The organism is Acinetobacter equi, assembly GCF_001307195.1.
In the GTDB taxonomy this organism is placed as follows: Bacteria; Pseudomonadota; Gammaproteobacteria; order Pseudomonadales; family Moraxellaceae; genus Acinetobacter; species Acinetobacter equi.
The window spans coordinates 2,083,551-2,107,519 of the sequence record NZ_CP012808.1 but is presented as its reverse complement, the minus strand read 5'-3'; the positions used below and the strand labels follow the sequence as shown (position 1 = coordinate 2,107,519).

The window sequence follows — 23,969 nt, the reverse complement described above, 5'->3', positions numbered from 1 at the left end:
CTCCAACCCTATGATCTAGCAGAGATAACATATTGTTGAGTTGCTGGTTTTAGTAATGCATCAAAAACGACAGGTTCATATAGAGGATGTAAATTTAAATACGCTTGAATAGATAGACACAATGCCCCCATATTATGACCATCTAATAACATTTCTACTTTTACTTGTTTCAATCTAGGTTCGTGCGCTGATATTGATTGTTCAATCGAATGACAAATTTTCGCACGATCTAATGGATTAGCAGTCGATAATCCAACAAAATCAATAATACCAAACTGTACGATAGAGCGTTTAGCTAATGGATAATCATCAATAATATGATTCAAATTAATCATTCTGCTATTTAGAAGTTCCTCCAAATCTCGAGCAACAGAGTTCCTTAACTCCTGAACAGTTAATCCATTAATTTGCTCATTTTCTGGTACTAAACGATCAAATAGCGTAGATCTAAATCCATATGGATATAAGTGATCTAAATTCATTTTTATATCTTTTTAATGACTAAAAATAGAGGATGATAAAATCACCCTCTATTCTGAAATTCACTTCAAAATTATGCAGCGTATGAAGCTGTATTATTTGAAAGTGACCATTTCTTAGTAACAGCGCCTTTTGCTGTACCATCGATGTCTTGTTGATTATATGTCCACTCTACAGCAGCATATTTAAGACCGAATGATTCAGTTGGAACACCTTCAGCATTAACTGTTGGAGTTACGCTTGAAACTAAAACATGTTTCAATTTAATTTGTAGATACTTAATACGTTTGTCACCATTCGCACGATAGTAATCGATTTGAACTTCATCAAAAGTATAACCAGCTGAACAAGCCTCCCAAAGTTTAGGGCTAGTTGCATCTAAGTCTTTAACAAAAACCATGTCAGAGTGTTCAACACGTTCTGCTGTGTGACCACCAACACTTGAAGAAGTTGCTGATTTTGGTTGGCGGATGTTATGCGCCCAAGAATTTACTTCGATCCAACCTTTATGCTCGGTATCACGAGACTCACCATCAACTTTATATTTACCACGAAATTCGACATAAATGTCTTTCATTGTCTTATCCTAATATTATTAAGTTTATTATTTAGCTGTTCTAAGTTAATTCGAAGATTGAGGTAACTCAGTGACAAGTCGTAAAGAAACAGACAACTCATCCAGCTGGAAATGCGGTCTTAAAAAGACCACAGATTTGTAGTGTCCAGGCGCAGCTGGGTTTTCTACAACTTTTACCGAAGCTTCACGCAGTGGGAACTGCGCTTTAGCCTCTTGAGAAGCTCCATCATCTAATAAGACATATTGAGCTAACCATTCGTTTAAAAATGCTTCTACATTTCCAGCTGAGGCAAAACTACCAACCTTATCACGCATCATTGCTTTCAAATAATGTGCAATTCTTGAAACCGCCATAATGTATTGAATTTGACTTGATAGAGCTGCATTAGCATTCGCTGAATCTGTATTATATTTTTTAGGCTTTTGTGTCGATTGTGCACCAAAAAATGCAGCATAATCTGTATTTTTACAATGGACGAGTGGAATAAAACCTAAATCGCTAAGCTCTTTCTCACGTCGATCTGTAATAGCAATTTCAGTTGGACATTTAAATGCTACTTCACCATCACTTGTCTTAAATGTGTGAACAGGCAAACCTTCAACCATACCACCACCCTCAACACCGCGAATTGCTGCACACCAACCATGCATATCAAATGCATTCGTCATACGTGTGCCAAATGCATATGCAGCATTCATCCATAAATATTCATTATGGTTTTCACCTGAAACTTCCTCAACGAAGTTAAAACCTTCAGTTTGAGTGCCTTCTTTAGGATGATACGGTAGACGCCCCAATACTCGAGGCATTGTTAAACCAACATAACGTGAATCTTCACTTTCACGGAATGAACGCCACTGTACGTATTCTGCTGTTTCGAAAATCTTAGCAACATCACGTGGACGATCAATATCTGTAAATGATTCTAAACCTAAGATATTTGGATCAGCTGCTGAGATAAATGGAGCATGAGAAGCTGCTGCGACATGTGAAATTTGTTCAAGTAAGTACATATCAGAAGGAGTACGATCAAACTCAAAATCACCAATTAATGTTGCATATGGTGCACCACCAAATGAGCCGTATTCTTCTTCATAAATCTTTTTAAATAAAGTACTTTGATCGAAATCAGTAGCACTTTGAAAATCTTTAATTAATTCTTTTTTGGTTGTATTAAACATACGAATCTTAATTAAAGGATTCGATGGTGTTTCTTGACAAAAATAATATAAACCACGCCACGTAGACTCAACTTTTTGAAATTCTTCATGGTGCATAATTTTACTTAACTGAGTTGAAATTAGTTCATCAATTTCAGCAATACGTTTATCTAAAGAAAGTGTCATATTGTCTGAAACAGTAATTGTTCCAGCCATAACTTCTTTAGCTAATTCACCTATTAAACTTTTCGCTCGTACATGTTCTTCATCATTTCGAGCAATACGGCTTTGTTCAACAATAGAATCTAGTAAGTTATATTCTTCTTGTGTTGTTGCATTCGATGATGCTTCTGATGCTTGTAAATTACTCATTATCAACACCCGCCTCTTTACTTAATTGACGAATTTGTTCTGTGCTTTTTAAAACATCATCCAATAGATCTTCTAAACGTTCACTGTTTGAAATTTTATTTCTAAGATCAGTTAAACGCTCACGTGCTTCAACCAATTTTTTAAGTGGCTCAACTTGCTGGACAACATTCTCTGGTCTAAAATCTTCCATTGAGTTAAATGTTAAATCCACCCCCATTCGACCACCCTCTTCAGTTAAGGTATTCTGCACTTGAAAAGATGCTCCTGGTGCTAAAGACTCCATCACTTCATCAATATTTTCCAAATCAACATTAACGAATTTTTTATCTTTTAATTTTGCTTTTTCTAATTTAGAACCCGCAGAAAAATCACCTAAAACACCTACAACAAAAGGAAGCTCCTTGACCTCTTTCGCATCACCGACTTCAACGTCATATGTCAATTGCACACGAGGTGGACGAATTCTTTGTAATTTCTTTTGAACGCTTTCTCTTTTAGCCATTATATTACCCTGTTATTCTATCTATTTGTAAAATCAAAAGGATTGCCACTCGTAGGAGCAGGTGATGGATTTATCTTCCCACTATTTGAAGTCCCTTGAGTTACAGAACCAGTATTACCTTTATTGCTAGTCCCAACCTTTCCTTTCCCAGTCCCTTTACCACCACCTGTAGTTCGCCCAGTCGTACTTCCAGAATTTGGCTTTTTAACAGGCTTTTCTAACTGCAAAATAATGGTTGATTTTGCTGAATTTATATTCTCAGATAAAACTTTTGCAGTTGGATATGTAATATCTGTAGTTAAATAACGATTTTCAGTTGTACGCATTTGATTTAATGCTTCATTTGCTAAATTTGCAGAAGCAAGAAATTTGACATCAGTAATCGTATTCCCTCTTAAATTTAAAGACTCAAGCTCATTCACCAGTTGAAGTGCTTTCCAGTTTTTACCTAATTGTTGAAATCTTTGAGCTGCTTTAGCCAAATAAGAATATTTCACATCTTTATTTTTCTTATCACAGTAAGCATCATAAATTTCAATTAAGTTTGCATCCGTCTCACCCACAGCCAACGGATTACTTTTCAAACAACTTCTTGAAAGAGTCTTATCACTAGCCAAAATTGACTGAGTAGAAAGTACCCCTCCCAAAATAGCAAAAACAATAAATATTTTTTTCAAAGCAACCTCATTTTTCTCATTATTATGATGAATTATGTTCTCTTTACTTTTTATTGAACAAATTCAATCACAAAAAACTTTTTAAATACATTTGAGTATAATTAAACAATAAAAATACACAGTATGGCAACTACTTCTCAATATTTAAACACAATTTTAATTTTGTTGTACTAAAATTTAATAATTATTTTCTATCAAAATATTTCAAAAATATTAGTTTTTACTTGTTTTTCTAGTTCCAAATTTTAGTTTTTTTTTGTAGAATAATTCCTATATTTTTTGAAAAATCCAACATGTAGCAATAAATAACATTAATTTTATGCTATAAACTTGATCATTTTAAAAATTTTATTTAAAAAATGATCAATACATCGTCTGAGAAAAATAATGAACAATTTAAAAGTTTTAGTTAAAAAGCTGTCCAATACCACTCGTACAGCGCTTGAAAAATCGGCAAATTCATGTATCTCAAATCAAAACTATGAAATTGAAATTGAACACTTTTTTTTAGAAATTTTAAACAAAAATACTAAAAATGATTTCACTATTCTATTGGGGAAATATAAAATTTCAAAAGATGCACTTATTGATGACTTAAGTGAAACAATTTCCCAATTGCAAAAAGGAAATGCTCGTACTCCTATTTTTTCTAAATCGATTGTTCGTTTATTAGAACAAGCTTGGTTACTTGCATCTGCCGACAAAAATCCAGTTATACGGAGTGGTCATTTACTTGTTGCATTATTAACTGCTCCTGATCTTTACCAAATTGCCGTTCGAGCTTCTAGTTTATTTGAGTTATTTCCAATTGATACGATGAAGCATAAGTTTCTTGAAATTTGTGAAAATAGTGAAGAAGCTGAAACCTTAGAAGTAACAGAAAAACATTCTAATGAAGAAGTTATCGAGCAAGAGTCATCTTCTCAAATTAAAACACCTGCTTTAGATCAATATACAATTAACTTAACTGAAAAAGCTTTAGCTGGAAAAATTGATCCCGTTATTGGACGTGAACATGAAATTCGCTTAATGCTTGATATTTTAATGCGTCGTCGCCAAAACAACCCTATTTTAACTGGTGAACCCGGTGTTGGTAAAACTGCTGTTGTTGAAGGCTTAGCACTTAAAATTGCAGATAATTTAGTACCAGATGCCTTAAAAAATGTACAATTACACTCACTTGATATGGGACTTCTTCAAGCAGGGGCAAGTGTAAAAGGTGAATTTGAAAACCGTTTAAAACAAGTAATTAAAGAAGTCCAAAGCTCACCTCACCCAATTATTTTATTCATAGATGAAGCACATACTATGATTGGTGCAGGCGGACAAGCAGGACAGAATGATGCGGCAAACTTACTAAAACCTGCACTAGCACGTGGTGAATTAAGAACAATTGCAGCCACAACGTGGGCTGAATATAAACAATATTTTGAAAAAGATGCTGCTTTAAGCCGTCGCTTTCAAGTTGTTAAAGTTGAAGAACCAACTGAAGAAGTTGCTATTGATATGCTTCGCGCTATGATTCCAGTTATGGCAAATCATTTTAATTTACAAATCGATGATGAGGCAATTGTGACAGCTGTCCATTCATCACATCGTTATATTAGTGGTCGCCAACTTCCAGACAAAGCTGTCAGTGTCTTAGACACTGCTGCTGCACGTGTTGCACTGACTCAAAATGCACAACCTGTAAAGCTTGATCAATTAATTGCACAATTACACAATCTTAATCTTGAACTTCAGATTTTAGAGGATGAACATCGTCAAAGTCAGATACATCATGAACGTCTTGAAATTTTAAAAACGACTATCAGTGATCTAGAGCAAGAAATCGAGAAAACAAAAGAACAATGGCAAAAAGAATTAGCCCTTGTCACACAAATTTCTGAATTATTATCACAAGATCAAAATGATGATATTAATTCAAAAGTAAATAAATTGCGTCAGGAATTATCTGCAATACAAGGTCATACCCCTCTTGTTTTTGAACGTGTAAATTCTCAAATCATCAATGAAATTATTTCTGACTGGACAGGCATTCCTGTTGGAAAAATGATGACGGATGAGATTAAGCAAATACTTAACTTAGAAACTAAACTTGAAGAACGTGTAATGGGTCAAGACTATGCACTTCATCAACTTGTACAAGGTATTAAAACATCCAAAGCTAAACTTGAAGACCCAAATAAACCACAAGGTGTATTTATGCTTGTTGGTCCGAGTGGTGTAGGTAAAACTGAAACTGCTTATGCACTTGCAAATGAGCTTTATGGTGGAGAATCACATCTCATCACAATCAACATGTCTGAATATCAAGAAGCACATACCGTATCCTCACTTAAAGGAGCTCCTCCTGGTTATGTGGGTTACGGACAAGGTGGTGTTTTAACTGAAGCTGTTAGACGTAATCCATACAGTGTAGTACTTTTAGATGAAATTGAAAAAGCACATAGCGATGTTCAAGAATTATTCTACCAAGTTTTTGATAAAGGCATGTTAGAAGATGGTGAAGGTCGTATGATTGACTTCAAAAACACCACGATCTTACTTACATCAAATGCTGGTTCAAGTGCAATTATGCAAGCTTGTTTAAACCAACCAGTAGAAGAATGGCCTTCAGCGGAAGATCTTATCGATGTATTAAAACCAAGTTTATATAAACAATTTAAACCTGCTTTTTTAGGTCGTATGCGCGTTGTCCCTTACTTTCCTTTACATGATGACTTACTTGTGCGTATCATCAAGCATAAATTAAACAAAATTACGATGCGTCTAGAAAAACAATACAATACAAAAGTAGAGTATAGTGATAACTTAGTTGAATTATTACTCAGTCGTTGTACTGAAGTTGATAGTGGTGCACGTAATGTCGACAATATTTTAAGTTCATCTGTTTTACCTGCGCTTGCAACTGAAATTTTAGTCGCATTAAGTAACCAAAAATTACCAAAACTTATTGTGATTGATACTCAAGATGATGAGATCATTTACCAATTAGATCCTGTAAAAAAAACACCTAAGAAAAAACCGAAAAAAGATGTACCGGTAACAGAATAATTTGAGGTTTAATGTGAATATTGTAGTCGAAGATTTTTTACAACCTATTTCCGATATTCAACAATGTGGAGAAGATTTATCTTTTTCTAATGAATTTCATGAAATAAAGCAGGCTAAAACCCAAGATGATCCTTTATTAGATCAGGGTGATTGGGTCACTGAACCCAAACAAGCTGATTGGTCTTTTGTCGCTAAAAAGTCTTCTGAACTACTACGAACTAAAACTAAAGATATTCGCTTATTAACTTGGGCTACCGAAGCATGGGCAAATCTTTATGGTTTTCAAGGCATTGAAAAGGGCCTAGAACTTTCACATAGAATTCTAGAACAATATTGGTTAACTATTCATCCTATCATTGAGGATGATGATCTTGATCAACGTCTTGGACTACTTCAAGGATTGATTACTCAACTCCCCGCCCTTATTAAAAAAGTTCCATTAACTACAGCACAACCATTCTATTCTCTTTCAGAATACGAAAGACGACTTTATCAACAAAATACATTACGTAAGTCTAGTGAAGACTCTGATTTTCATGAAAAATCAAATATAATGGATGAATTTGATCAAGCAATTTCTGCAACAAGTAAAAATTTTCAACTTAACAACTATCAAGATTTTGAAAAAATTTTTACACATTGGGAAAGTATTAAACAAGTTTTAGACATGTTAATGGGACTTGAAGCCCCAAGTTTCGCGAGTATTGATTCTCAATTAACCGATATTCGCACTTCATTAAAAAAAATCTATAAAATTGATACGATTTTACCTCAACAAAATCTAAACCAAGAGGTAAGTTCCTCACAAGAACCTTCAGTTACAAATACATCCTCACAAGATATGGCACCTAATATGATAAATCAAAGCCAATATTCTTTTAATGTGTCTCCTCAAAGTCACATTCAAAATCGTGAGCAAGCTTTAGTTGTTTTAGAGCAAATAGCTCAATATTTTAAAGAAAATGAACCACATAGCCCTGTCAGTTACATGTTGGAAAAAACAATTAAATGGAGCCAAATGCCGCTTCATGAGTGGTTATCACAAGTCATTAAAAATGATAATCCACTTGAGAATGTCCAAGAACTGCTTGGTGTGAAACAAGAATCTAATGAATCAAATAACTGGTAATAAAAATGTTTAAAGCTGAGAAAATTTTATGGGGTGAAGGCTTATTTTTACGCCCTCAACACTTTCAAGTGCAAGATATGTATCATGAGCAACGTTTAAATCAAACAATTCGTGCAACGATTCCTTTTGCATATGGGGTTCAAAATATTCGTTTTGATGAATCTCAGCTTTCATTACATGTGCTTGCTCTCGAACAAGGTACTGTATTATGGCAAGATGGAGAAATTTTTTCGGCACCAGCACAAGATTTATTACCAGAACCGATTCAGCTTGATAACTTAAATTTGCGTAATGAAATGCTGATTTATCTAGCATTACCAATTTTACAACCCAATAAACGTAATGTGTCTCATGATGAGAATACCCAACCAAGTCGCTATCACTCATATTTAATTGAAACACATGATTTATTTACAGATGCTTCCTCAGCAGACATTACATTACTAAGAAGACGTGCTGAATTTAAACTTTTAGAAATTCATGAGCAACCAAATCATGAATTGGATGGTTTTTTATATTTACCAGTAGGGAAAATTAAACGTCAAAGTTCTGGTAATTTTGAAATTGACCATAAATTTATTCCACCACTTTTACATATTGAGTCGTCTGAAACTTTAACAAATAATCTTAAACGTACACTCAATATCATTAAAGCAAAAATTAAAACAATTCAAAAAAATAGCCGTGAAAGTGAACAAAATTTAATTGAATTCCGTTCAGGCGATATCGTTTCTTTTTGGCTAGTGAACTCTCTAAATACTGCACATGCAATGTTACATCATATTGCAAAACACCCTCAAATACATCCTGAACGTTTATTCTCTGAATTATTGCGCGTAACAGGATCTTTACTGACATTTTCAACAGCATATGAAATTGATCAATTACCGACTTATGATCATCATGATTTACAGAAATCATTTGAGTCTTTAGACCAAATACTTCGTGATTTATTAGATACAATTATTTCAAATCGATACATCACAATTCCACTGAAAGAAATTCGTCCATCATATTGGGTTGGTGGTCTTGAAACAGATAAAATTAATCGTGAATCACGTTTATATCTTGCTGTTTCTAGCGATGCAATGCCAACTCATGAGCTTATTCCAATTGTTCCATTACGCTTTAAAGTTGGTAGCACAGTTGATGTTGAAAAACGCGTGGTTGCTGCATTACCTGCAGTCCCTATTCATCATCTTGCTCAAGTTCCTTCTGCTATTCCTGTTCGCTCAGGTGTTAGCTATTTCGAAATTGAAGCACAGCATGAACTTTATCATGCAATGCTTGAATCAGAATCAATCTGTATTTATATACCATCTGGCTTTAAAGATATTCGCTTAGAACTTATAGCAATTGTAAATGGATAGGAATTAAAAAATGAATCAACAAAATAAAGCTCCTTCTCTATTTGATGATGGTCAAATTGGTAGTAATAACACAATTAATCAGCCTAAAATTGTAAACTCTAGCAATTTGATTGATTTGCTTTACGATGGTTTTTATATTGTTTTCTTATTAAAAAACCAATACGTGCCTCAAAACCCAATCAATTTTAGAGAAAAAATCTTAGATTTACTGAGTCGCTTTGAACATCAAGCACAAAAACTTCACTTTACACCTGAAGATATTAAAAATTCAAAATATGCATACTGTGCTTTACTTGATGAAACCATCGCAATTCAAAGCAATGAGAAATTTTTCAACTTACAAAACACATGGTTACTAAATCCGCTTCAATTGAGTTTATTTGGTTCTCAACTAGCTGGTAATCACTTTTTTGATAAATTAGAAGATTTACGTGCAAAAGGAAAAGTGAATCTTGCATCATTAGAAGTATTTCATTATTGCCTACTTTTAGGCTATCAAGGTAAATATCGTCTTGAATCAGTTGAATCACTGAATCATTTGGTCGCACGTGTTGGTGATGAAATTGATTATCTCAAAGGTAAAAAAACTGCTTTTTCTCCATTTTGGGCTATTCCAGATAAAATTAAAAATGTATTACACACAGACTTACCATTTGTGTGGATTTTTTTATGTCTCATTATCTTTGCACTTTTAACATTTACGGGGCTTAATCTTGCTTTGAAGCATGAAGCTAAATCATCTTTAGCAAATTATTCAAACATTATTAGTGCACCAACAGAACAAGCAAATATTACAATTCATCTCCCATAAAGTAAGATGTCTATGAGCCAAAATTCAATTAAAATACTTAAAAATCAGTCTAAATGGCAAAAACGAAAACGATTTTTAATATTAAGCTTACTTGTAATCGCCATTTTACTTACTTTTAGCTTCTCTCTCTTCTATTTAATGAAAGATGATTCTGTTTCTGTACATTCTGAAAATGACGTTATAAAATCACATTCAATTAAAGATGATATTCAAGATTTCCAAGGTGTTCACTTAGACTCAAAAAGTGATCAGTCTGAAAATAGTATTGACCAGCTGTTCAAAATAGCTCAGGATAAATTATCTTCAAAAGAAGACAATTCCGTTTTACTAAACAAACAAAAAATTGTAGAAAAAGATAAAACTGAACCTACTAATAAGAAAGCATTAGCTGTAGAAATACCTAAAAAATTACCAATACAATCTGAACAAGTACCAACAACAATCAAAAATGTGCCGAGCACTAAAGCAAAAAGTGATGCATCTCCTGCAGCTCAAAAACGCTTAGATCAACCATTTAAGATTGATTCGATGGATGCCATTATTTTACTTGAATTAGATGTACCAGTTTCATCAGATACAACTTCAAATGCAACATTACATAAATGATGTTATAAGATTATGATTATCTTTATTGTACTATTCTTCGTTGTATTTATTGGTTTTTTAATTTTTCTAAGCTCATACGAGCTTAGGGACTTTGTTGCCGAAAAATTTCAATCTATTTTTAATAAAGAGAAACTGTTTCAAGCAAAAAAATTCGCACATGAATTAAACTCATCTTCATCACTCAATCAGACACAATCACATTGGCATTTACAGCAATGGTGGATTCTCGTTGCGGGATTATTACTTTTTGCAAGTATTATCATTTTTGCATTTACACGTCCCATTAGCCCTACTGAAATTGAAGCTGATTATTTAAGGAAATCTGACCCTCAAATTTATGCTTTACTTAATGGTGAAATGCTTACACCACCCCCTGAGGTGGATGAAAAGCTTGTTGAAGAGGCTATTACGGCGGCGATGATCTTAAATAGCCAAAATCCAGATAGCACAAATGCAGCGCATTCTGCTGAACATAACTTGGAATTATTGCAACAACGTGATCATGCTGTAATTGACCGTAAGTGGAATAAGATGAATCCTCGCTATAAACAACGTTTATTGATGGTCTTCAAAATCATGAAAGAACGCCATGGCTATGAACTTGTATTACTTGAAGGTTATCGTAGTCCAGAGCGTCAAAATCGCTTATCAGGCAATAAAAATACAACTTTGGCTAAAGCCTATCAAAGTTATCACCAATTTGGTTTAGCAGCCGATGTCGCATTTAAACGCGATGGTAAAGTTGTAATTTCAGAGCGCGATCCTTGGGCAATGCGTGGTTACCAACTTTATGGTGAAGTAGCTGAATCTGTTGGTTTAACATGGGGCGGACGTTGGAAATCAATCCAAGATTATGGTCATACTGAATACCGTATGCCAGGTCTGAGAAAAACCAAAGAAATGGCTGAGCAATTAACTTCAGAAACGGAAACTGGTAATAGTTAAGCGCTATTAATATTAATATTTTAATGATATTTACCCTTTTAGTCTTACTGAACATAAAGGGTAAATATCTATATTTTTGGATTATTTTTAGCTTTTTAAATTACTGGATACTGATTCAAAGATATTCCCTCAAACATAGAATGTTGCCAAATTTCGCATAATGGAATTTTAACATCTAATGCAAGAGGTAATTTCTTGGTATTAAACTGCATATTGCTTAATTGCTCTCCCCAAGCAATTAAATCTATATCTAATGAAATTTTATGTGAAGGTCGAACTCTTCCCGACTCTTCCTCAATTTTTTTTAATAAATTCAGCATTTCATGCTCATTTAAATGACTTTTTAACAAACAAGCTGAATTCCAATAATCTTCTCCTACACCATCTCGGCATGGAATTAGATAAATATTAGAAAAATGAGTTTCTCCTAAAGACTGAATTTGTCGATAAGCAGTATCAAAATTTAATTGGGGTTCGAAATTACTCGCTAGTGCTAGGGCGAAAATCTTTTCGGTGACGTTCAAGACGAATTCCTACAGAATTGGCTTGCGGAATAATAGCAGGCTTACGGACTGTAATTATAATCGAATCAATAGCAGGATATGTAGTAAATAATGCATTGATTACTAATTTTGCTGCATGTTCAATTAATTTAGGTTGTGCTTTTTGAATCACTTGCGCTGAAATTTCACAAATTTCAGCATAATTCATCGTATCACTTAGTTCATCCGAAAAAGATGCCTGTTCAAGGTTGGTCATTAATGTTAAATCTAACATTAAAGGTTGAATAATCTGTCGTTCCCAATTAAAACAGCCAACAACCGTATCAACTTTTAAACCTTCAATGATGATTGAATCCATAGTTTCATCCTAAACAAATATTCAAACTGTAATTTGATAGATCATGATTCTTATAAAGTAAATTATAAAAATCATGAATCAAAATCATATATTAATGTTTTAGCAATATATTTGGATCCATAGTTTGAATCATTTGCAGACGCTGGTCTGCATAAATATCCGTATATGGTGCAAGTATGCGCATAAAGCGATCGAAATAAAGCATTTGTTTAAATAGCAATGCAAAATCACGGGGGAAACGAATACCGTGTCTTTCGCCAACACCCACCATATCCATCATAATGTCATTTAAATCAGCAGGGTTTGACGATAAGATTTGTTGCGGATCTGCCGACAAAACACCAGTAAATAATCGCTCTAAATCTTGTGCCAAAATTTTGGTATCAATTTTTTGATCTGTCATTCCCATTTTCAGCATGTTTTCAGCCATTAATGGAAAATCTGTTTTTTGTAATGCATCCATAAATGCAATAGATGCAGTCCAAACTTCAGGATTTAACTGCCCGACTATACCAAAATCAATAAATCCAACACGCCCATCATCTAACAACATGAGGTTACCTGCATGTAAATCTGCATGGAAACTTTCGCACATCATTAAACTACCAAACCACGTATTCATTGCTGTGATTAATACTTGTGATGGATCTTTGGTAAATTTTTTAACGACTTCAAAGTCTGTCAGTGATACACCATGTAAACGCTGCATGGTCAATATACGGCGTGTTGAATACTGATGATACACTTTTGGCGCAGTTGCAGCTTTATTGTGAGTAATATTTAAATAATTCACAAAATCATCAATATTTTTTGCTTCTTCAATAAAGTCTACTTCACGTACCATACGTGTTTTAATTTCTTCAACAATATCGGCTAATGATGCAAATTTTACTTTTGGAACTGCTTTTTCTAATAATTTTGTAGACCAATGTAAGACATTTAAATCTGTATATAAAATAGTTTCCACACCAGGCTTTTGGACTTTAATCACAACATCTTCACCAGTCACTAAAGTAGCTGCATGGACCTGTGCAATAGAAGCAGAAGCTAAAGGAATTTCATCAATTGATGCAAAAATATCACCAAGATCACGTCCAGCAAATTCTGACTCTAAAACTTCTTGGATATAACTAAATGGAAGTTTTGGTGTTTGATCTAAACATCCTTGAAACTCTTCAACAAATTCTCTTGGAAATAATGAAGGTGTACTAGCAATAAATTGACCTAATTTAATATAAGTCGATCCTAAATCTTCAAAAGTTTCTCGCATAAGTCGCGCATTACTTGGCTTTTCAATCGCATATTTAATGCCCGCTTTTGCAGCAACGACCGCAGTTTCCCCCATACGACGTACGGAGCGTAATCCATCTAACCAGATATTATTTTTCATCATAGATTTGAATCAATTCATTTATTCAGAGTTTAACAAAATTTGATTAAGTTGTAGCTTTTATCTTGCCTGACAAACAGGACATTCGAGATCTTTATCAAAGTTTAAAATTTTTTGACTCATCGTCATCCCATTCCATACTAATAATTTTTGCTTTAATGGCATTTTTGCCAAACCCAAATATAACAATGCATGATGAGCCTGCAAACTTGCCATTACATTTGGTGTGGTTGCAAGTACGCCAGAATCTGCACATCTTAAACTTTCATTTTCCAATTGTTCTTTAGGAAAAAGACATTCATAGCATGCAGAATCACCTTCAACCATAAAAAGTTGACCTACAAAACCAATTGCTGAGGCACTAATTAGAGGTACAGAATATTTTACACAAAGCTTATTCACCAAATAACGTGTACTAAAGTTATCACAACCATCTAGCACCAAATCTTGTGTAGAAATTAATGCATCGGCATTTTGTTCATCTAAACATTGCGTATAGCTATTCACCTGAATATAAGGATTAATTTGCTGTAATCGCTTCTTTAAGACTTCTGCTTTATAAAAACCTAAATCTTGCGATGTAAAAGCAATTTGTCGTTGTAGATTACTTATCTCAACAGTATCTGGATCTATTAAACTAATTTGTCCAACACCTGCCCGTGCTAATAATTCCACTGTAGTACAACTAATTCCCCCACAGCCAACAATTAAAACATTTGCAAGTTTTAACTTTTCTTGTGCGTCAATATCCCAACCATCTAATAAAATTTGTCGAGCATATAGCTGCATTTCTGCATCACTTAATTCAAATTCCATTGTCAAACATAATCCTCAGTTTTATTCACAAGATTTTAGATGTTCAACAAATAAAGCATCTACTGTTTTGGCAATCGTATCAAAAATTTCAGAAAAATTAATTTGCTGATTTGCCATTAATACATCTACAAATGGTTTAGCAATTGACGCACCAAAAAGCATATCTGCCAAAACCTCTGGATCTAGCTTTAAAACATAATGTTGTTGCTCGATCTTTTTAACTGCATCAATCAAATGATTTCGACTTGTAGATATGCCCATTTCATAAAATGTCGCCGTAATTTCTGGTTCACTTCGATGCTCAGAAACAATCAGTCGACATAATTTTATATGACGCTCAGATAATACATGCTCTGCACAGACTTTTAATCTGTTTTTTAGTTGCTGAATTGCTGTTAAATTTTGCTCATGAAATGCATCATCAGACCAAATATATGATGATGATACTAACTCTCTAAACAATTCTTTTTTATCTTTAAAATAAACATATAAGGTTTTTTTTGACATTCCTACCGATGTTGCAATATCTGCCATCGTGACACTGTCATAACCTTGATCACCAAATAATTTTTCAGCAATGATAAAAATTTCTTTACGGCGTTCATCTACAGACATTGCCAATGGTCGACCTAATTTTGCCATTTTTTAAATCCTTGACTTAGGAAACCTACAAGTTTCATAATGCACCGCTTCTCAATTATTCAATAGATTATTATGACATCTTCAACCTCTCGTGCAATGCCAATACTAATTGCATCACTTGCAACAATTGGCCCCATAGGTATTGATATGTACCTTCCAAGTATTCCTGCAATGGCAATTTCATTAGGAAGTTCTGAAGGTGCCATACAACTGAGTTTGATGACATTTTTTGTCGGATTAATGCTAGGACAACTGATATATGGTCCATTGTCTGACAAATTTGGACGTAAGCCTCTTATTTACTTAGGTTTATCAATTTTTGTTTTAGGTTCTATCGGTTGTGCATTGGCACAAACAGTCGAGCAATTACAATGGATTCGCTTTATACAAGGTTTAGGTGGTTCTATTGGTATGGCTATGGCATTTGCCATTATTAAAGATAAGTTCCATGGTCCTGCTATGGGTAAAATGATGTCAATGGTTTTAGCTATTTTAGGGCTTTCTCCTGTGATAGCTCCATTAATTGGCGATGGTTTACAAGCATTGGGATCTTGGAGAAATATCTTTGTTTTTCTTGCAGTATATAGTGCAATTGTTCTAATAACAGCAGCTATTTTTTTACCTGAAACACGTCAAACTGAACTTCGTAAAGACTTTAAACTTTCGCAAACCTTTTATCACTATTTAAATATCATTACAGATAAAAAATTTATTATTTTTGCACTCACATTATGTATTGCTCAAGCAGGATTCTTTGCTTATATCGCAGGTTCAGCAAGCGTTTTTATTTCCGAATATCATTTAAGTTCAACACAATTTAGTCTTCTATTTGCTGTAAATGCATTTGGACTTATTGCTGCTGCAATTTTTAATCCTAAAATCCATGAAAAGTTTGGACCACTTAATGCTTATAAAATTTTCAATACTGGCTTTCTTTTAGTTATTGGCTTACTTTTTATTTGCTTTATTCTTGGACTAAACAAATTATTCATTTTATGTTTAGGGATGTTCTTCAGTGTCACCTTGCTTGGTTTCATTATGCCAACAGGCAGTCAACTCTCATTAATGTTCCAACATAAATTGGCAGGTACAGCATCTGCCTTATTAGGTTCTTTACAGTTTGGTTTTGGTGCAATCATTACAACCGTAACAGGTATTTATGCTTCTTCAGGAAGTATTGGCTTAATTAGTATTATGCTGATATGTGCATTTATTTCTGCCTTAATGTGTTTATTCCTATTTCCAAAAACATTAACGAACTATCACTAAATACATCATCCAACACGATAAAAAGTGACCTTTTGAAGTCACTTTTTATCATATGAATCTCTTTAATTTTATAAATAAATCCCTATTCTCCTGATTTATCTATTTAATTGATGCAGATTTTTAAATAAATTAAAAGCTCAAATAAATCACATTTTTATAATGAATTACAATAAGCTAAACATCAAACAGATCATTATTTCTTTTGTAGATTTTGATATATTTTTTCTCTTTTGCCTACTTCATTAAGAAGCTTTATTGATGTTCAAAATAATATTGTAATGTTTAGGACTTAATTAGTCCCTGTAAAACATACACCCCTCACTATACCTAATTAATCCTTAAAATACTCAAAATACATAGCAGAATAACTGACTAGGCATTCATATATATTCATTGAATAGTATCTCAATAAGGTCTATTTTTTAATCAATAAAGAATTATTATTAGAGTGTATTATTGAGGTTCTCCCTATGTCTAAATCTATCTATACTATTGAAAGGCAATTTTTAGACCATATCCAAAATTTATTTTTACCACAATTTGAAAATACTGATCATGTCTTAATTTCTTGTATTTTTCAGTCATCACAAATTGAACCACAACAATTTATTGAAGACTTTTTTTCACATACAGATGCAACTGAAATTGCAAAACATTTAAATATTAATATTGATGACATTTCAACAGCATCTTCAACTCAAATTAAAACAATAGCCAAAGAAGTTGCACATTATCTTGTAGATAAAGTCGATATTTTATATGAACTCAACGTCTTTTCTAATTTAGAAGACTACCCTATTTAAATAAAAAAGCGACTGATTAATCAGTCGCTTTTCTTTTCAAAATTAAGCTGAAATTCGAGCCAATGTAACTCGATCATTTCCACCATAATCTTTCACAGTACGTATTTCTATAAAATGATACGCAGCAAAAATGTCTTGAACAGCTTTAGCTTGATCATAACCATGCTCTAAAACCACCCATCCATTTGGTTTTAACCAATCTATTGCTTGAGAAATAATAGTTTCTAAATCTGCTAATCCATGATGATCTGCAACCAATGCTCGCTCAGGTTCAGTTGCTAAATGCTGCATATGATCATCTACAGCATCAATATAAGGTGGATTAGACACAATAAGGTCAAAGATCGGTTCTGCATTCATTTCTAAAGCATCAAACCATGAACCTAGCTGAAATTTCACTTGTGTTAAACCATGTACAGATGCATTTTCTTTGGCAACCTCTAAAGTTGGCAAATAAATATCTGTTGCTGTTACATCCCAATTTGGACGTTCAGATGCTAAAGATAATGCGATTGCACCCGTTCCAGTTCCCATATCCAACACTTTGGCATGACTTTGTAATGACAAATGCAGTACAGTTTCTACTAAAATTTCAGTATCTGGACGTGGAACTAAAGTGTCTTTTGTCACTTTTAAATCTAATGTCCAAAAAGGTTGAGAGCCAGTAATATAAGCTAAAGGCTCTCCTGCTTCAATGCGCTGAATAGCATCTAAAAAATCTTGTTCTTGCTGTGCAGTTAATTCTTGCTCACTCTTATATTTTAACTCCAAAGAAGTTAGCTTTAAGAAATGCTCTAATAACCACACACTTTCTTGACGTTCGTAACTATCAATATCACCACGAAACGCCAAGGCTTGTGCAATATTCATTAACCACCATTTTGCTGTGCTAGAAGTGCTAACTGATCAGCTTGATATTCACGATGTAAACTATCAAGTAACTCGGTTAAATCACCTTCCATAACTGCATCTAACTTATATAGCGTTAAGTTAATACGATGATCGGTCATACGACCTTGCGGATAGTTATAAGTACGAATCCGCTCTGAACGGTCACCCGAACCAACTAAATCACGACGCATTTCAGAAGTTGCTGCATCTGCTGCTGCACGTTTTGCATTTTCTAAACGAGATGCTAACAATGCCATCGCTTTGGCTTTGTTTTTATGCTGTGAACGTTCATCCTGACATTCAACAACTGTTCCTGTTGGAATATGGGTAATACGTACAGCAGAATCTGTTTTGTTAATATGCTGACCACCTGCACCTGATGCACGATAAGTATCAATACGTAAGTCTGATGCATTAATTTCTACCGAAGTATCTACATCTACTTCAGGTAAAATAGCAACGGTACATGCAGATGTATGTACGCGACCTTGAGATTCGGTTGCAGGAACACGCTGAACCCGATGTGCACCACTCTCAAACTTCAAGCGACCATAAACGCCTTCACCGTTAATTAAACAGATGACCTCTTTATATCCACCATGTTCCCCTTCATTTTCAGAAAGGATTTCTAAGCGCCAGCCTTGTGATTCTGCATATTTACTATACATACGATATAAATCGCCTGAGAAAATTGCAGCTTCATCACCACCAGTTCCTGCACGAATTTCCAAATATGCCGAGTTTGCATCATTTGGATCTTTAGGAATCATAAGAATATTGAGATCGGATTCTAATTGCTCAATAATAGATTTATTTTCTTTGATTTCTTCCTGAGCCATTTCTTTAAAGTCAGGGTCAGACAACATTGCTTCTGCTGTTTCAATGTCTTCTTCAGCTTGCTTATACTTTGACCAAACTTCAGTGATTTCTGTCAAATCATTATGTTCACGTGAAAGCTGACGGAAACGCTTGTTATCTGAAATGACTTCAACATCTGCAAGCAACGCAGTAAGTTCTTCGTGACGGTCAGAAAGCTGATCTAATCGTAAACGCAACGATTCTTTCATTTTATAAAATATCTCTATTCAAACGCTTTAGCTTGTAAAGCAAACATCAAAAAATTGCACATAGTTTACCGATTATAGTGATTAAATGACATATTTATTCTTTAAGCTTTTTAAATGAATTACTTAATTCATAAATATTCATTTTATTTTTTTCTTCACAATTCGGCATATTTTCCTGTTTTAGAATTATAAACATTACATAAATTACATACTGTTACATATGAATAATATTTCGTTTCATAAGCGTCCAGCTGCTCTTCATAGTTTCTTTAAATCAAACTGATACAGTCGGATTTATTCTTTAACACACATTGTCAATTCACGGCATGGAGCTAAAATGAAACTTAAAGCATTTTTGTTGAGTACAACACTTCTTTCCTCTTTACTGGCTGTAAATGCTTATGCAGATAGTACAACTCGTGTTGCTGCCGCAAGTGCTTTAGGCAGTGTCGCAGGCACAGCAATTGGACGAAATATGGGCGGTAATACTGGTGCAACAATTGGTGCTGCTTTAGGTGGTGCTGGTGGTGCGGCAATCGCAAGTGATAAACGTAATCGTACAGAATCTGCTATTGGTGGTGCTATTGGTGGTGGTGCTGGTCAAGCTGTAGGTAATAGTATGGGCGGTAAAAATGGCGGATACATTGGTTCTGCATTAGGTGCTGCTGGTGGTGCAGCACTTGGTAATAAAATTTCAAAAGATAAAGCGGTATCATCTAAACCTAAAAAATACAAACGTAGACACCGTTAATCAAATATAAAATCATTGTATTTTTTTTAAATTCAAAGCATCTTCGGATGCTTTTTTATATTTAATTCAGATTGTTATAGTCTATATTTAAAGTTATTTTTATTAACATTTAATTGATATAGAACATCTAATTTTTAATATCGTTTTTTTTCGATATACAAACATTTATTATCGTCGTATTCTGTTATCAATACTTATTTAATGAGAGTCGTAATGCGATCTTTACAAGATACTCAGTTTTCGATTTTAGAACTCGCTCCTGTTCGAGATGATAAATCTATTGAATTTTCACTCAAACATGTCTTAGAACTTGCTCAATCTGCTGAACGCTTAGGCTATTCACGTTTTTGGCTTGCAGAACATCACAATATGGATGGCATTGCCAGTTCTGCAACCGCAGTATTATTAGGTTATGTATTAGCAAATACCTCTACATTAAAAGTAGGCTCTGGCGGTATTATGCTTCCTAACCATGCACCTTTGGTTGTTGCTGAGCAATTTGGTACTTTGGCAACGCTTTATCCTCAACGTGTTGAACTTGGTTTAGGTCGTGCTCCCGGTACAGACCAAGTTACCATGCGTGCACTACGCCGTGGTCGCCAAGAAACTGAAGATCAATTTCCACAAGATGTCTTAGAAATATTAAGTTATTTTGATGACCCACAGCCTGCACAAAAAATTATTGCCACACCAGGTCAAAGCACTCATGTACCTGTATGGTTATTAGGTTCAAGCCTGTTTAGTGCGCAACTCGCAGCTCGCTTAGGTTTGCCTTATTCTTTTGCATCTCATTTTGCTCCACGTATGCTTAGTCACGCCATTCAGCTTTATCGTGATAACTTTCAAGCTTCAGAATATTTAGATCGACCTTATGTGTCTATGGGGGTTCCAACGGTAGTTGCTGAAACAGATCAGGAAGCTCAGCTTTTAGCAACGAGTGCTTATCAACGTGTACTTGGTTTAATGCGTGGACAAAGCTTAAAACTTAAAGCACCTGTAGAATCTATGGATCATTTATGGTCACCTGCTGAAAAAATGTCTGTCGATAATTTTTATGCAATGGCTCAGATTGGTAGTCAGCATACGGTTAAAGTAGGCTTAGAAAATCTACTTAAACAATATGATGTAGATGAGTTTATTTTCACTTGTGATATTTATGATACTGAAAAACGTATTAATAACTTCGAACGTTTAATGGCAATTAAAAAAATGCTGTAAATACATTAATACGATATATTCTCATAAAAAAAGGCGATCTATTGATCGCCTTTTCATTTATTTTATCAATATTATGATTTACTTTTTTCTGACTTATATTTTGACAATGCTGTTACTGCAATAGCAGATAAAATAATGCCCGGTGCACTCGCAATTAAAATACCTGTCGTGCCTAAACCTAGCGCTAAAATTTTCCCTGTCAACAATGGCCCTGTCATTGCACCTAAACGGCCTAATGAAATAGCACTTCCAACACCTGTTACTTTACCTACACCATTATAAAATATTGGTGAAATACCGTATAAAATTGATTGTCCACCTGTAGAAAAAATCCCACCCATCACCCCTGCTAAAATAAGCATTGGAATAGATGTTGTAGTGAATAAAATTACGACTGAAACCAATAATCCCGTATAAATAATGACAGACATTTGCCATAATTTTAAACGATCTAATAAGTAACCAAGACCTAATGTTCCAACAACAGCACCCACTTGGAATACCAACATAATCATAAATGCTTGTTGTTTTTCTAAACCTTGTTCCATTAATAGATTAGGTAACCAACTAATTAAAATATAGTTAATCATTAAAGTAAAAAAGAAACTTACCCATAATGGAATCGTATTTTTATAACGCTGTTCAGCAAATAAAATATTACCCATTGATGGTACTTGTGCAGTATTTTCTACCACAGCCACTTTTGGTTTATCTTTTAAAATAAATGCCATAAATGGAATAAGAATTAATGGCGTAATACCACCAATTAAAAATAGCGTTTGCCATGCAATATCTTGAAAAAAGATAGCTAAACCAGCAACAAAGATCGCACCTACAGGTAAACCACAATACATTAAACTGTTTAATTTACCGCGGTTTTTCTCAGTCGCCTCATCACCAACAACAGAAATCATGGTTGGCATAGCTGCCCCTAAACCTAGACCTGTTAAAAAGCGAGCAACATATAAAATTTCTAATTGGGTTGTAATTGCTGTTAAGCTAAAAAATACGCCAAAAACTGCAATGGACAACATTAATACTTTCTTTTGCCCTAAATAATCAGCAACTCGTCCACCAAAAAATGCACCAAATAGCATACCAAATACACCTAAGCTAAAGACATAGCCCATCTGTACTTGATCCAGTGAAAATGTTTCTGCAATGCCTTTTGCTGCAATACCAGGGGCTTGCAAATCAAAACCTTCAAAGAATGCGACCCAGAAACATAAAAATACGATTAAAAACTTTTGTATTTTTCCTGACTGTATTTGTGCCATTGTTGAACTCCATCCATAGTAAACAAATTACGAGATCTAATTTGTAAAACCATTTTCAGATTTAATTCTAAGAAAATATACCACTACAATAGTCGGGATTAATTTTCTGAAATAGCTGAATCGAGAAGAAAACTGAGTATTTCAATGATTATTTTCATATAAAAAGAAACATAGCCTAAATATATCACATGCTATTCAAAGGCTTATTTAATAAATAACCAAAAGCTATTGTTTGATAATATTTAACTATCATCAAACTAAAAACATAATTTATGAAGTTTTTAACCATTTTCTAAATATATCTTCTACTTTTTCCTGCTCTCGTAACTGTTGTATCCAATCATTTGGAATACCATCAAAACCATAATACAAACCTGCTATACCACCCGCTACACAAGCCGTAGTATCTGTATCATGTCCTAATGAAATTGCCTTTTTAATGATGTCTTTATATCCATCAGCTTGTAGTACGTAATATGCAGAATTTAAACAATCAACAACATAGCCTGTACCTTTCGATTTTTCTAAATGTTCTACATAAATATTTTTTTCTAACTCAATAAGCTCTTTAGATTTTCCCTGACAATAATTAAACATATATTGCTTTGCATGCTCCCATGCTTGGTTAATCCCTTCACCCTGCAAAATATTTCTAGCCCATAGAAATAAATGGCACAGCATAATTTCGAACGTATATGTGCATGAGTAATATGAGACTGAGCATAGGCATCTTTAATTAGTTCTTCATTACTTCCTTGATGCCATAATGCTAAGGGTAATACTCGCATCAATGCACCATTACCGTTACTACGTTCATCATCTTTTGCTACATCAGAAAGAGGTACACCTGTTAAATAACCTTGTATTGCATCTGAAGTTTGTATACCCACATCAAAGATTTTTGAATCAACAGCCATATAGCCATATTTATACCAATTACAAATTCGATTCATAAAATCATGATCATCGAATTCATTACAATGAATTAGAGAGGCTAATAAACACAGAGCTTGAGCACCATCGTCAGACCATGTTCCTATTGGCACATGTGGATAAGTTCGTGAAAAATTCTGTGGCGGAACCATATCAATCAGATCAATAGACAGTAATTCATCTGGTGAGTTAAATTCGTAAGGCACACCAACAGCATCTCCAATGAGCAACCCATATATTGCTCCACGTATTCTTTGATTTCTATCTATCATTTTATTCTTAACCTTCTTTGTTTTAAGCCAATTCTACATGGTTCAATTTCACCACCCAAATAAAAAGCCCGCATTAAGCGGGCTTTTTGTTA

23 protein-coding genes and 1 pseudogene are annotated in these 23,969 nt (G+C 34.0%); 10 read left to right on the top strand and 14 right to left on the bottom strand.

What is annotated here, in order from left to right:
* Positions 1-8 precede the first annotated feature (8 nt).
* The 5 genes from tssE to AOY20_RS10005 form a co-directional block, all read right to left on the bottom strand.
* A complete protein-coding gene (gene tssE / locus AOY20_RS10025; protein WP_054581724.1) occupies positions 9-482 on the bottom strand; it encodes a type VI secretion system baseplate subunit TssE in 474 nt (157 codons plus the stop codon).
* 71 nt (positions 483-553) lie between these two features.
* Positions 554-1,057 carry an Hcp family type VI secretion system effector gene (locus AOY20_RS10020; RefSeq protein ID WP_054581723.1) on the bottom strand — a complete coding sequence of 168 codons (504 nt, stop codon included), beginning with the start codon at positions 1,055-1,057 and terminating at the stop codon, positions 554-556.
* A gap of 45 nt (positions 1,058-1,102) precedes the next feature.
* Positions 1,103-2,590, bottom strand: a complete 1,488-nt coding sequence (gene tssC / locus AOY20_RS10015; RefSeq protein ID WP_054581722.1) for a type VI secretion system contractile sheath large subunit — start codon at positions 2,588-2,590, stop codon at positions 1,103-1,105.
* Positions 2,583-3,092 carry a type VI secretion system contractile sheath small subunit gene (gene tssB / locus AOY20_RS10010; protein ID WP_054581721.1) on the bottom strand — a complete coding sequence of 170 codons (510 nt, stop codon included), beginning with the start codon at positions 3,090-3,092 and terminating at the stop codon, positions 2,583-2,585. The genes tssC and tssB overlap by 8 nt, the downstream gene beginning before the upstream one ends.
* A 17-nt stretch (positions 3,093-3,109) precedes the next feature.
* Positions 3,110-3,769 carry a hypothetical protein gene (locus AOY20_RS10005; RefSeq protein ID WP_054581720.1) on the bottom strand — a complete coding sequence of 220 codons (660 nt, stop codon included), beginning with the start codon at positions 3,767-3,769 and terminating at the stop codon, positions 3,110-3,112.
* Between the two features lie 384 nt (positions 3,770-4,153).
* On the opposite strand from AOY20_RS10005, the gene tssH reads away from it, so the two are divergent.
* Genes tssH through AOY20_RS09975 form a run of 6 tightly spaced genes read left to right on the top strand, consistent with a single transcriptional unit; the run spans position 4,154 to position 11,687 of the window.
* Positions 4,154-6,826 carry a type VI secretion system ATPase TssH gene (tssH, locus tag AOY20_RS10000; protein ID WP_144424774.1) on the top strand — a complete coding sequence of 891 codons (2,673 nt, stop codon included), beginning with the start codon at positions 4,154-4,156 and terminating at the stop codon, positions 6,824-6,826.
* 13 nt (positions 6,827-6,839) lie between these two features.
* Positions 6,840-7,955: a type VI secretion system protein TssA gene (gene tssA / locus AOY20_RS09995; RefSeq protein ID WP_054581718.1), complete on the top strand. Its 1,116-nt coding sequence runs from the start codon at positions 6,840-6,842 to the stop codon at positions 7,953-7,955.
* A gap of 5 nt (positions 7,956-7,960) precedes the next feature.
* Positions 7,961-9,325: a type VI secretion system baseplate subunit TssK gene (gene tssK / locus AOY20_RS09990; RefSeq protein WP_054581717.1), complete on the top strand. Its 1,365-nt coding sequence runs from the start codon at positions 7,961-7,963 to the stop codon at positions 9,323-9,325.
* A 10-nt stretch (positions 9,326-9,335) separates the two neighbouring features.
* Positions 9,336-10,136, top strand: coding sequence for a DotU family type IV/VI secretion system protein (locus AOY20_RS09985; protein WP_054581716.1), 801 nt, complete (start codon positions 9,336-9,338; stop codon positions 10,134-10,136).
* Positions 10,137-10,148: 12 nt separating this feature from the next.
* The gene (locus tag AOY20_RS09980; RefSeq protein ID WP_054581715.1) at positions 10,149-10,742 is read left to right on the top strand and encodes a hypothetical protein; all 594 of its coding nucleotides are present in this window, start codon (positions 10,149-10,151) and stop codon (positions 10,740-10,742) included.
* A 12-nt stretch (positions 10,743-10,754) separates the two neighbouring features.
* Entirely contained in the window at positions 10,755-11,687 is a 933-nt protein-coding gene (locus AOY20_RS09975) for a M15 family metallopeptidase (RefSeq protein WP_054581714.1), read from the top strand.
* A gap of 95 nt (positions 11,688-11,782) precedes the next feature.
* Here AOY20_RS09975 and AOY20_RS09970 read toward each other — a convergent pair whose 3' ends face one another.
* The 5 genes from AOY20_RS09970 to AOY20_RS09950 all read right to left on the bottom strand — a co-directional run bounded on the left by AOY20_RS09970 (position 11,783) and on the right by AOY20_RS09950 (position 15,396).
* Positions 11,783-12,211, bottom strand: coding sequence for a 2-amino-4-hydroxy-6-hydroxymethyldihydropteridine diphosphokinase (locus tag AOY20_RS09970; RefSeq protein WP_054581713.1), 429 nt, complete (start codon positions 12,209-12,211; stop codon positions 11,783-11,785).
* Positions 12,168-12,548 carry a dihydroneopterin aldolase gene (gene folB, locus AOY20_RS09965; RefSeq protein ID WP_054581712.1) on the bottom strand — a complete coding sequence of 127 codons (381 nt, stop codon included), beginning with the start codon at positions 12,546-12,548 and terminating at the stop codon, positions 12,168-12,170. The genes AOY20_RS09970 and folB overlap by 44 nt, the downstream gene beginning before the upstream one ends.
* 91 nt (positions 12,549-12,639) lie before the next feature.
* The gene (locus AOY20_RS09960; RefSeq protein WP_054582584.1) at positions 12,640-13,938 is read right to left on the bottom strand and encodes an ABC1 kinase family protein; all 1,299 of its coding nucleotides are present in this window, start codon (positions 13,936-13,938) and stop codon (positions 12,640-12,642) included.
* 60 nt (positions 13,939-13,998) lie between these two features.
* The gene (locus tag AOY20_RS09955) at positions 13,999-14,754 is read right to left on the bottom strand and encodes a HesA/MoeB/ThiF family protein (RefSeq protein ID WP_054581711.1); all 756 of its coding nucleotides are present in this window, start codon (positions 14,752-14,754) and stop codon (positions 13,999-14,001) included.
* Between the two features lie 21 nt (positions 14,755-14,775).
* Positions 14,776-15,396, bottom strand: coding sequence for a TetR/AcrR family transcriptional regulator (locus AOY20_RS09950; protein WP_054581710.1), 621 nt, complete (start codon positions 15,394-15,396; stop codon positions 14,776-14,778).
* Between the two features lie 72 nt (positions 15,397-15,468).
* On the opposite strand from AOY20_RS09950, the gene AOY20_RS09945 reads away from it, so the two are divergent.
* Both AOY20_RS09945 and AOY20_RS09940 read left to right on the top strand, forming a co-directional pair.
* Positions 15,469-16,665 carry a multidrug effflux MFS transporter gene (locus tag AOY20_RS09945; RefSeq protein ID WP_227510330.1) on the top strand — a complete coding sequence of 399 codons (1,197 nt, stop codon included), beginning with the start codon at positions 15,469-15,471 and terminating at the stop codon, positions 16,663-16,665.
* A 470-nt stretch (positions 16,666-17,135) separates the two neighbouring features.
* The gene (locus tag AOY20_RS09940) at positions 17,136-17,468 is read left to right on the top strand and encodes a hypothetical protein (protein WP_054581709.1); all 333 of its coding nucleotides are present in this window, start codon (positions 17,136-17,138) and stop codon (positions 17,466-17,468) included.
* 42 nt (positions 17,469-17,510) lie between these two features.
* Here AOY20_RS09940 and prmC read toward each other — a convergent pair whose 3' ends face one another.
* Together prmC and prfA are read right to left on the bottom strand one after the other, a co-directional pair.
* The gene (gene prmC / locus AOY20_RS09935) at positions 17,511-18,338 is read right to left on the bottom strand and encodes a peptide chain release factor N(5)-glutamine methyltransferase (RefSeq protein ID WP_054581708.1); all 828 of its coding nucleotides are present in this window, start codon (positions 18,336-18,338) and stop codon (positions 17,511-17,513) included.
* A complete protein-coding gene (gene prfA, locus AOY20_RS09930) occupies positions 18,338-19,426 on the bottom strand; it encodes a peptide chain release factor 1 (protein WP_054581707.1) in 1,089 nt (362 codons plus the stop codon). Before prfA ends, prmC begins: the two co-directional genes overlap by 1 nt.
* Before the next feature lie 337 nt (positions 19,427-19,763).
* Here prfA and AOY20_RS09925 point away from each other — a divergent pair, with 337 nt between their 5' ends.
* The gene (locus AOY20_RS09925; protein WP_054581706.1) at positions 19,764-20,177 is read left to right on the top strand and encodes a glycine zipper domain-containing protein; all 414 of its coding nucleotides are present in this window, start codon (positions 19,764-19,766) and stop codon (positions 20,175-20,177) included.
* A 213-nt stretch (positions 20,178-20,390) separates the two neighbouring features.
* Positions 20,391-21,395: an LLM class flavin-dependent oxidoreductase gene (locus AOY20_RS09920; protein WP_054581705.1), complete on the top strand. Its 1,005-nt coding sequence runs from the start codon at positions 20,391-20,393 to the stop codon at positions 21,393-21,395.
* Between the two features lie 71 nt (positions 21,396-21,466).
* Here the strand turns inward: AOY20_RS09920 and mhpT are convergent, their stop codons facing one another.
* Positions 21,467-22,672 (bottom strand): 3-(3-hydroxy-phenyl)propionate transporter MhpT, encoded by a 1,206-nt coding sequence (gene mhpT, locus AOY20_RS09915; RefSeq protein ID WP_054581704.1) that lies wholly within the window; start codon positions 22,670-22,672, stop codon positions 21,467-21,469.
* 270 nt (positions 22,673-22,942) lie between these two features.
* Positions 22,943-23,877 (bottom strand): annotated as a pseudogene (locus AOY20_RS09910) (ADP-ribosylglycohydrolase family protein).
* Positions 23,878-23,969 lie beyond the last annotated feature (92 nt).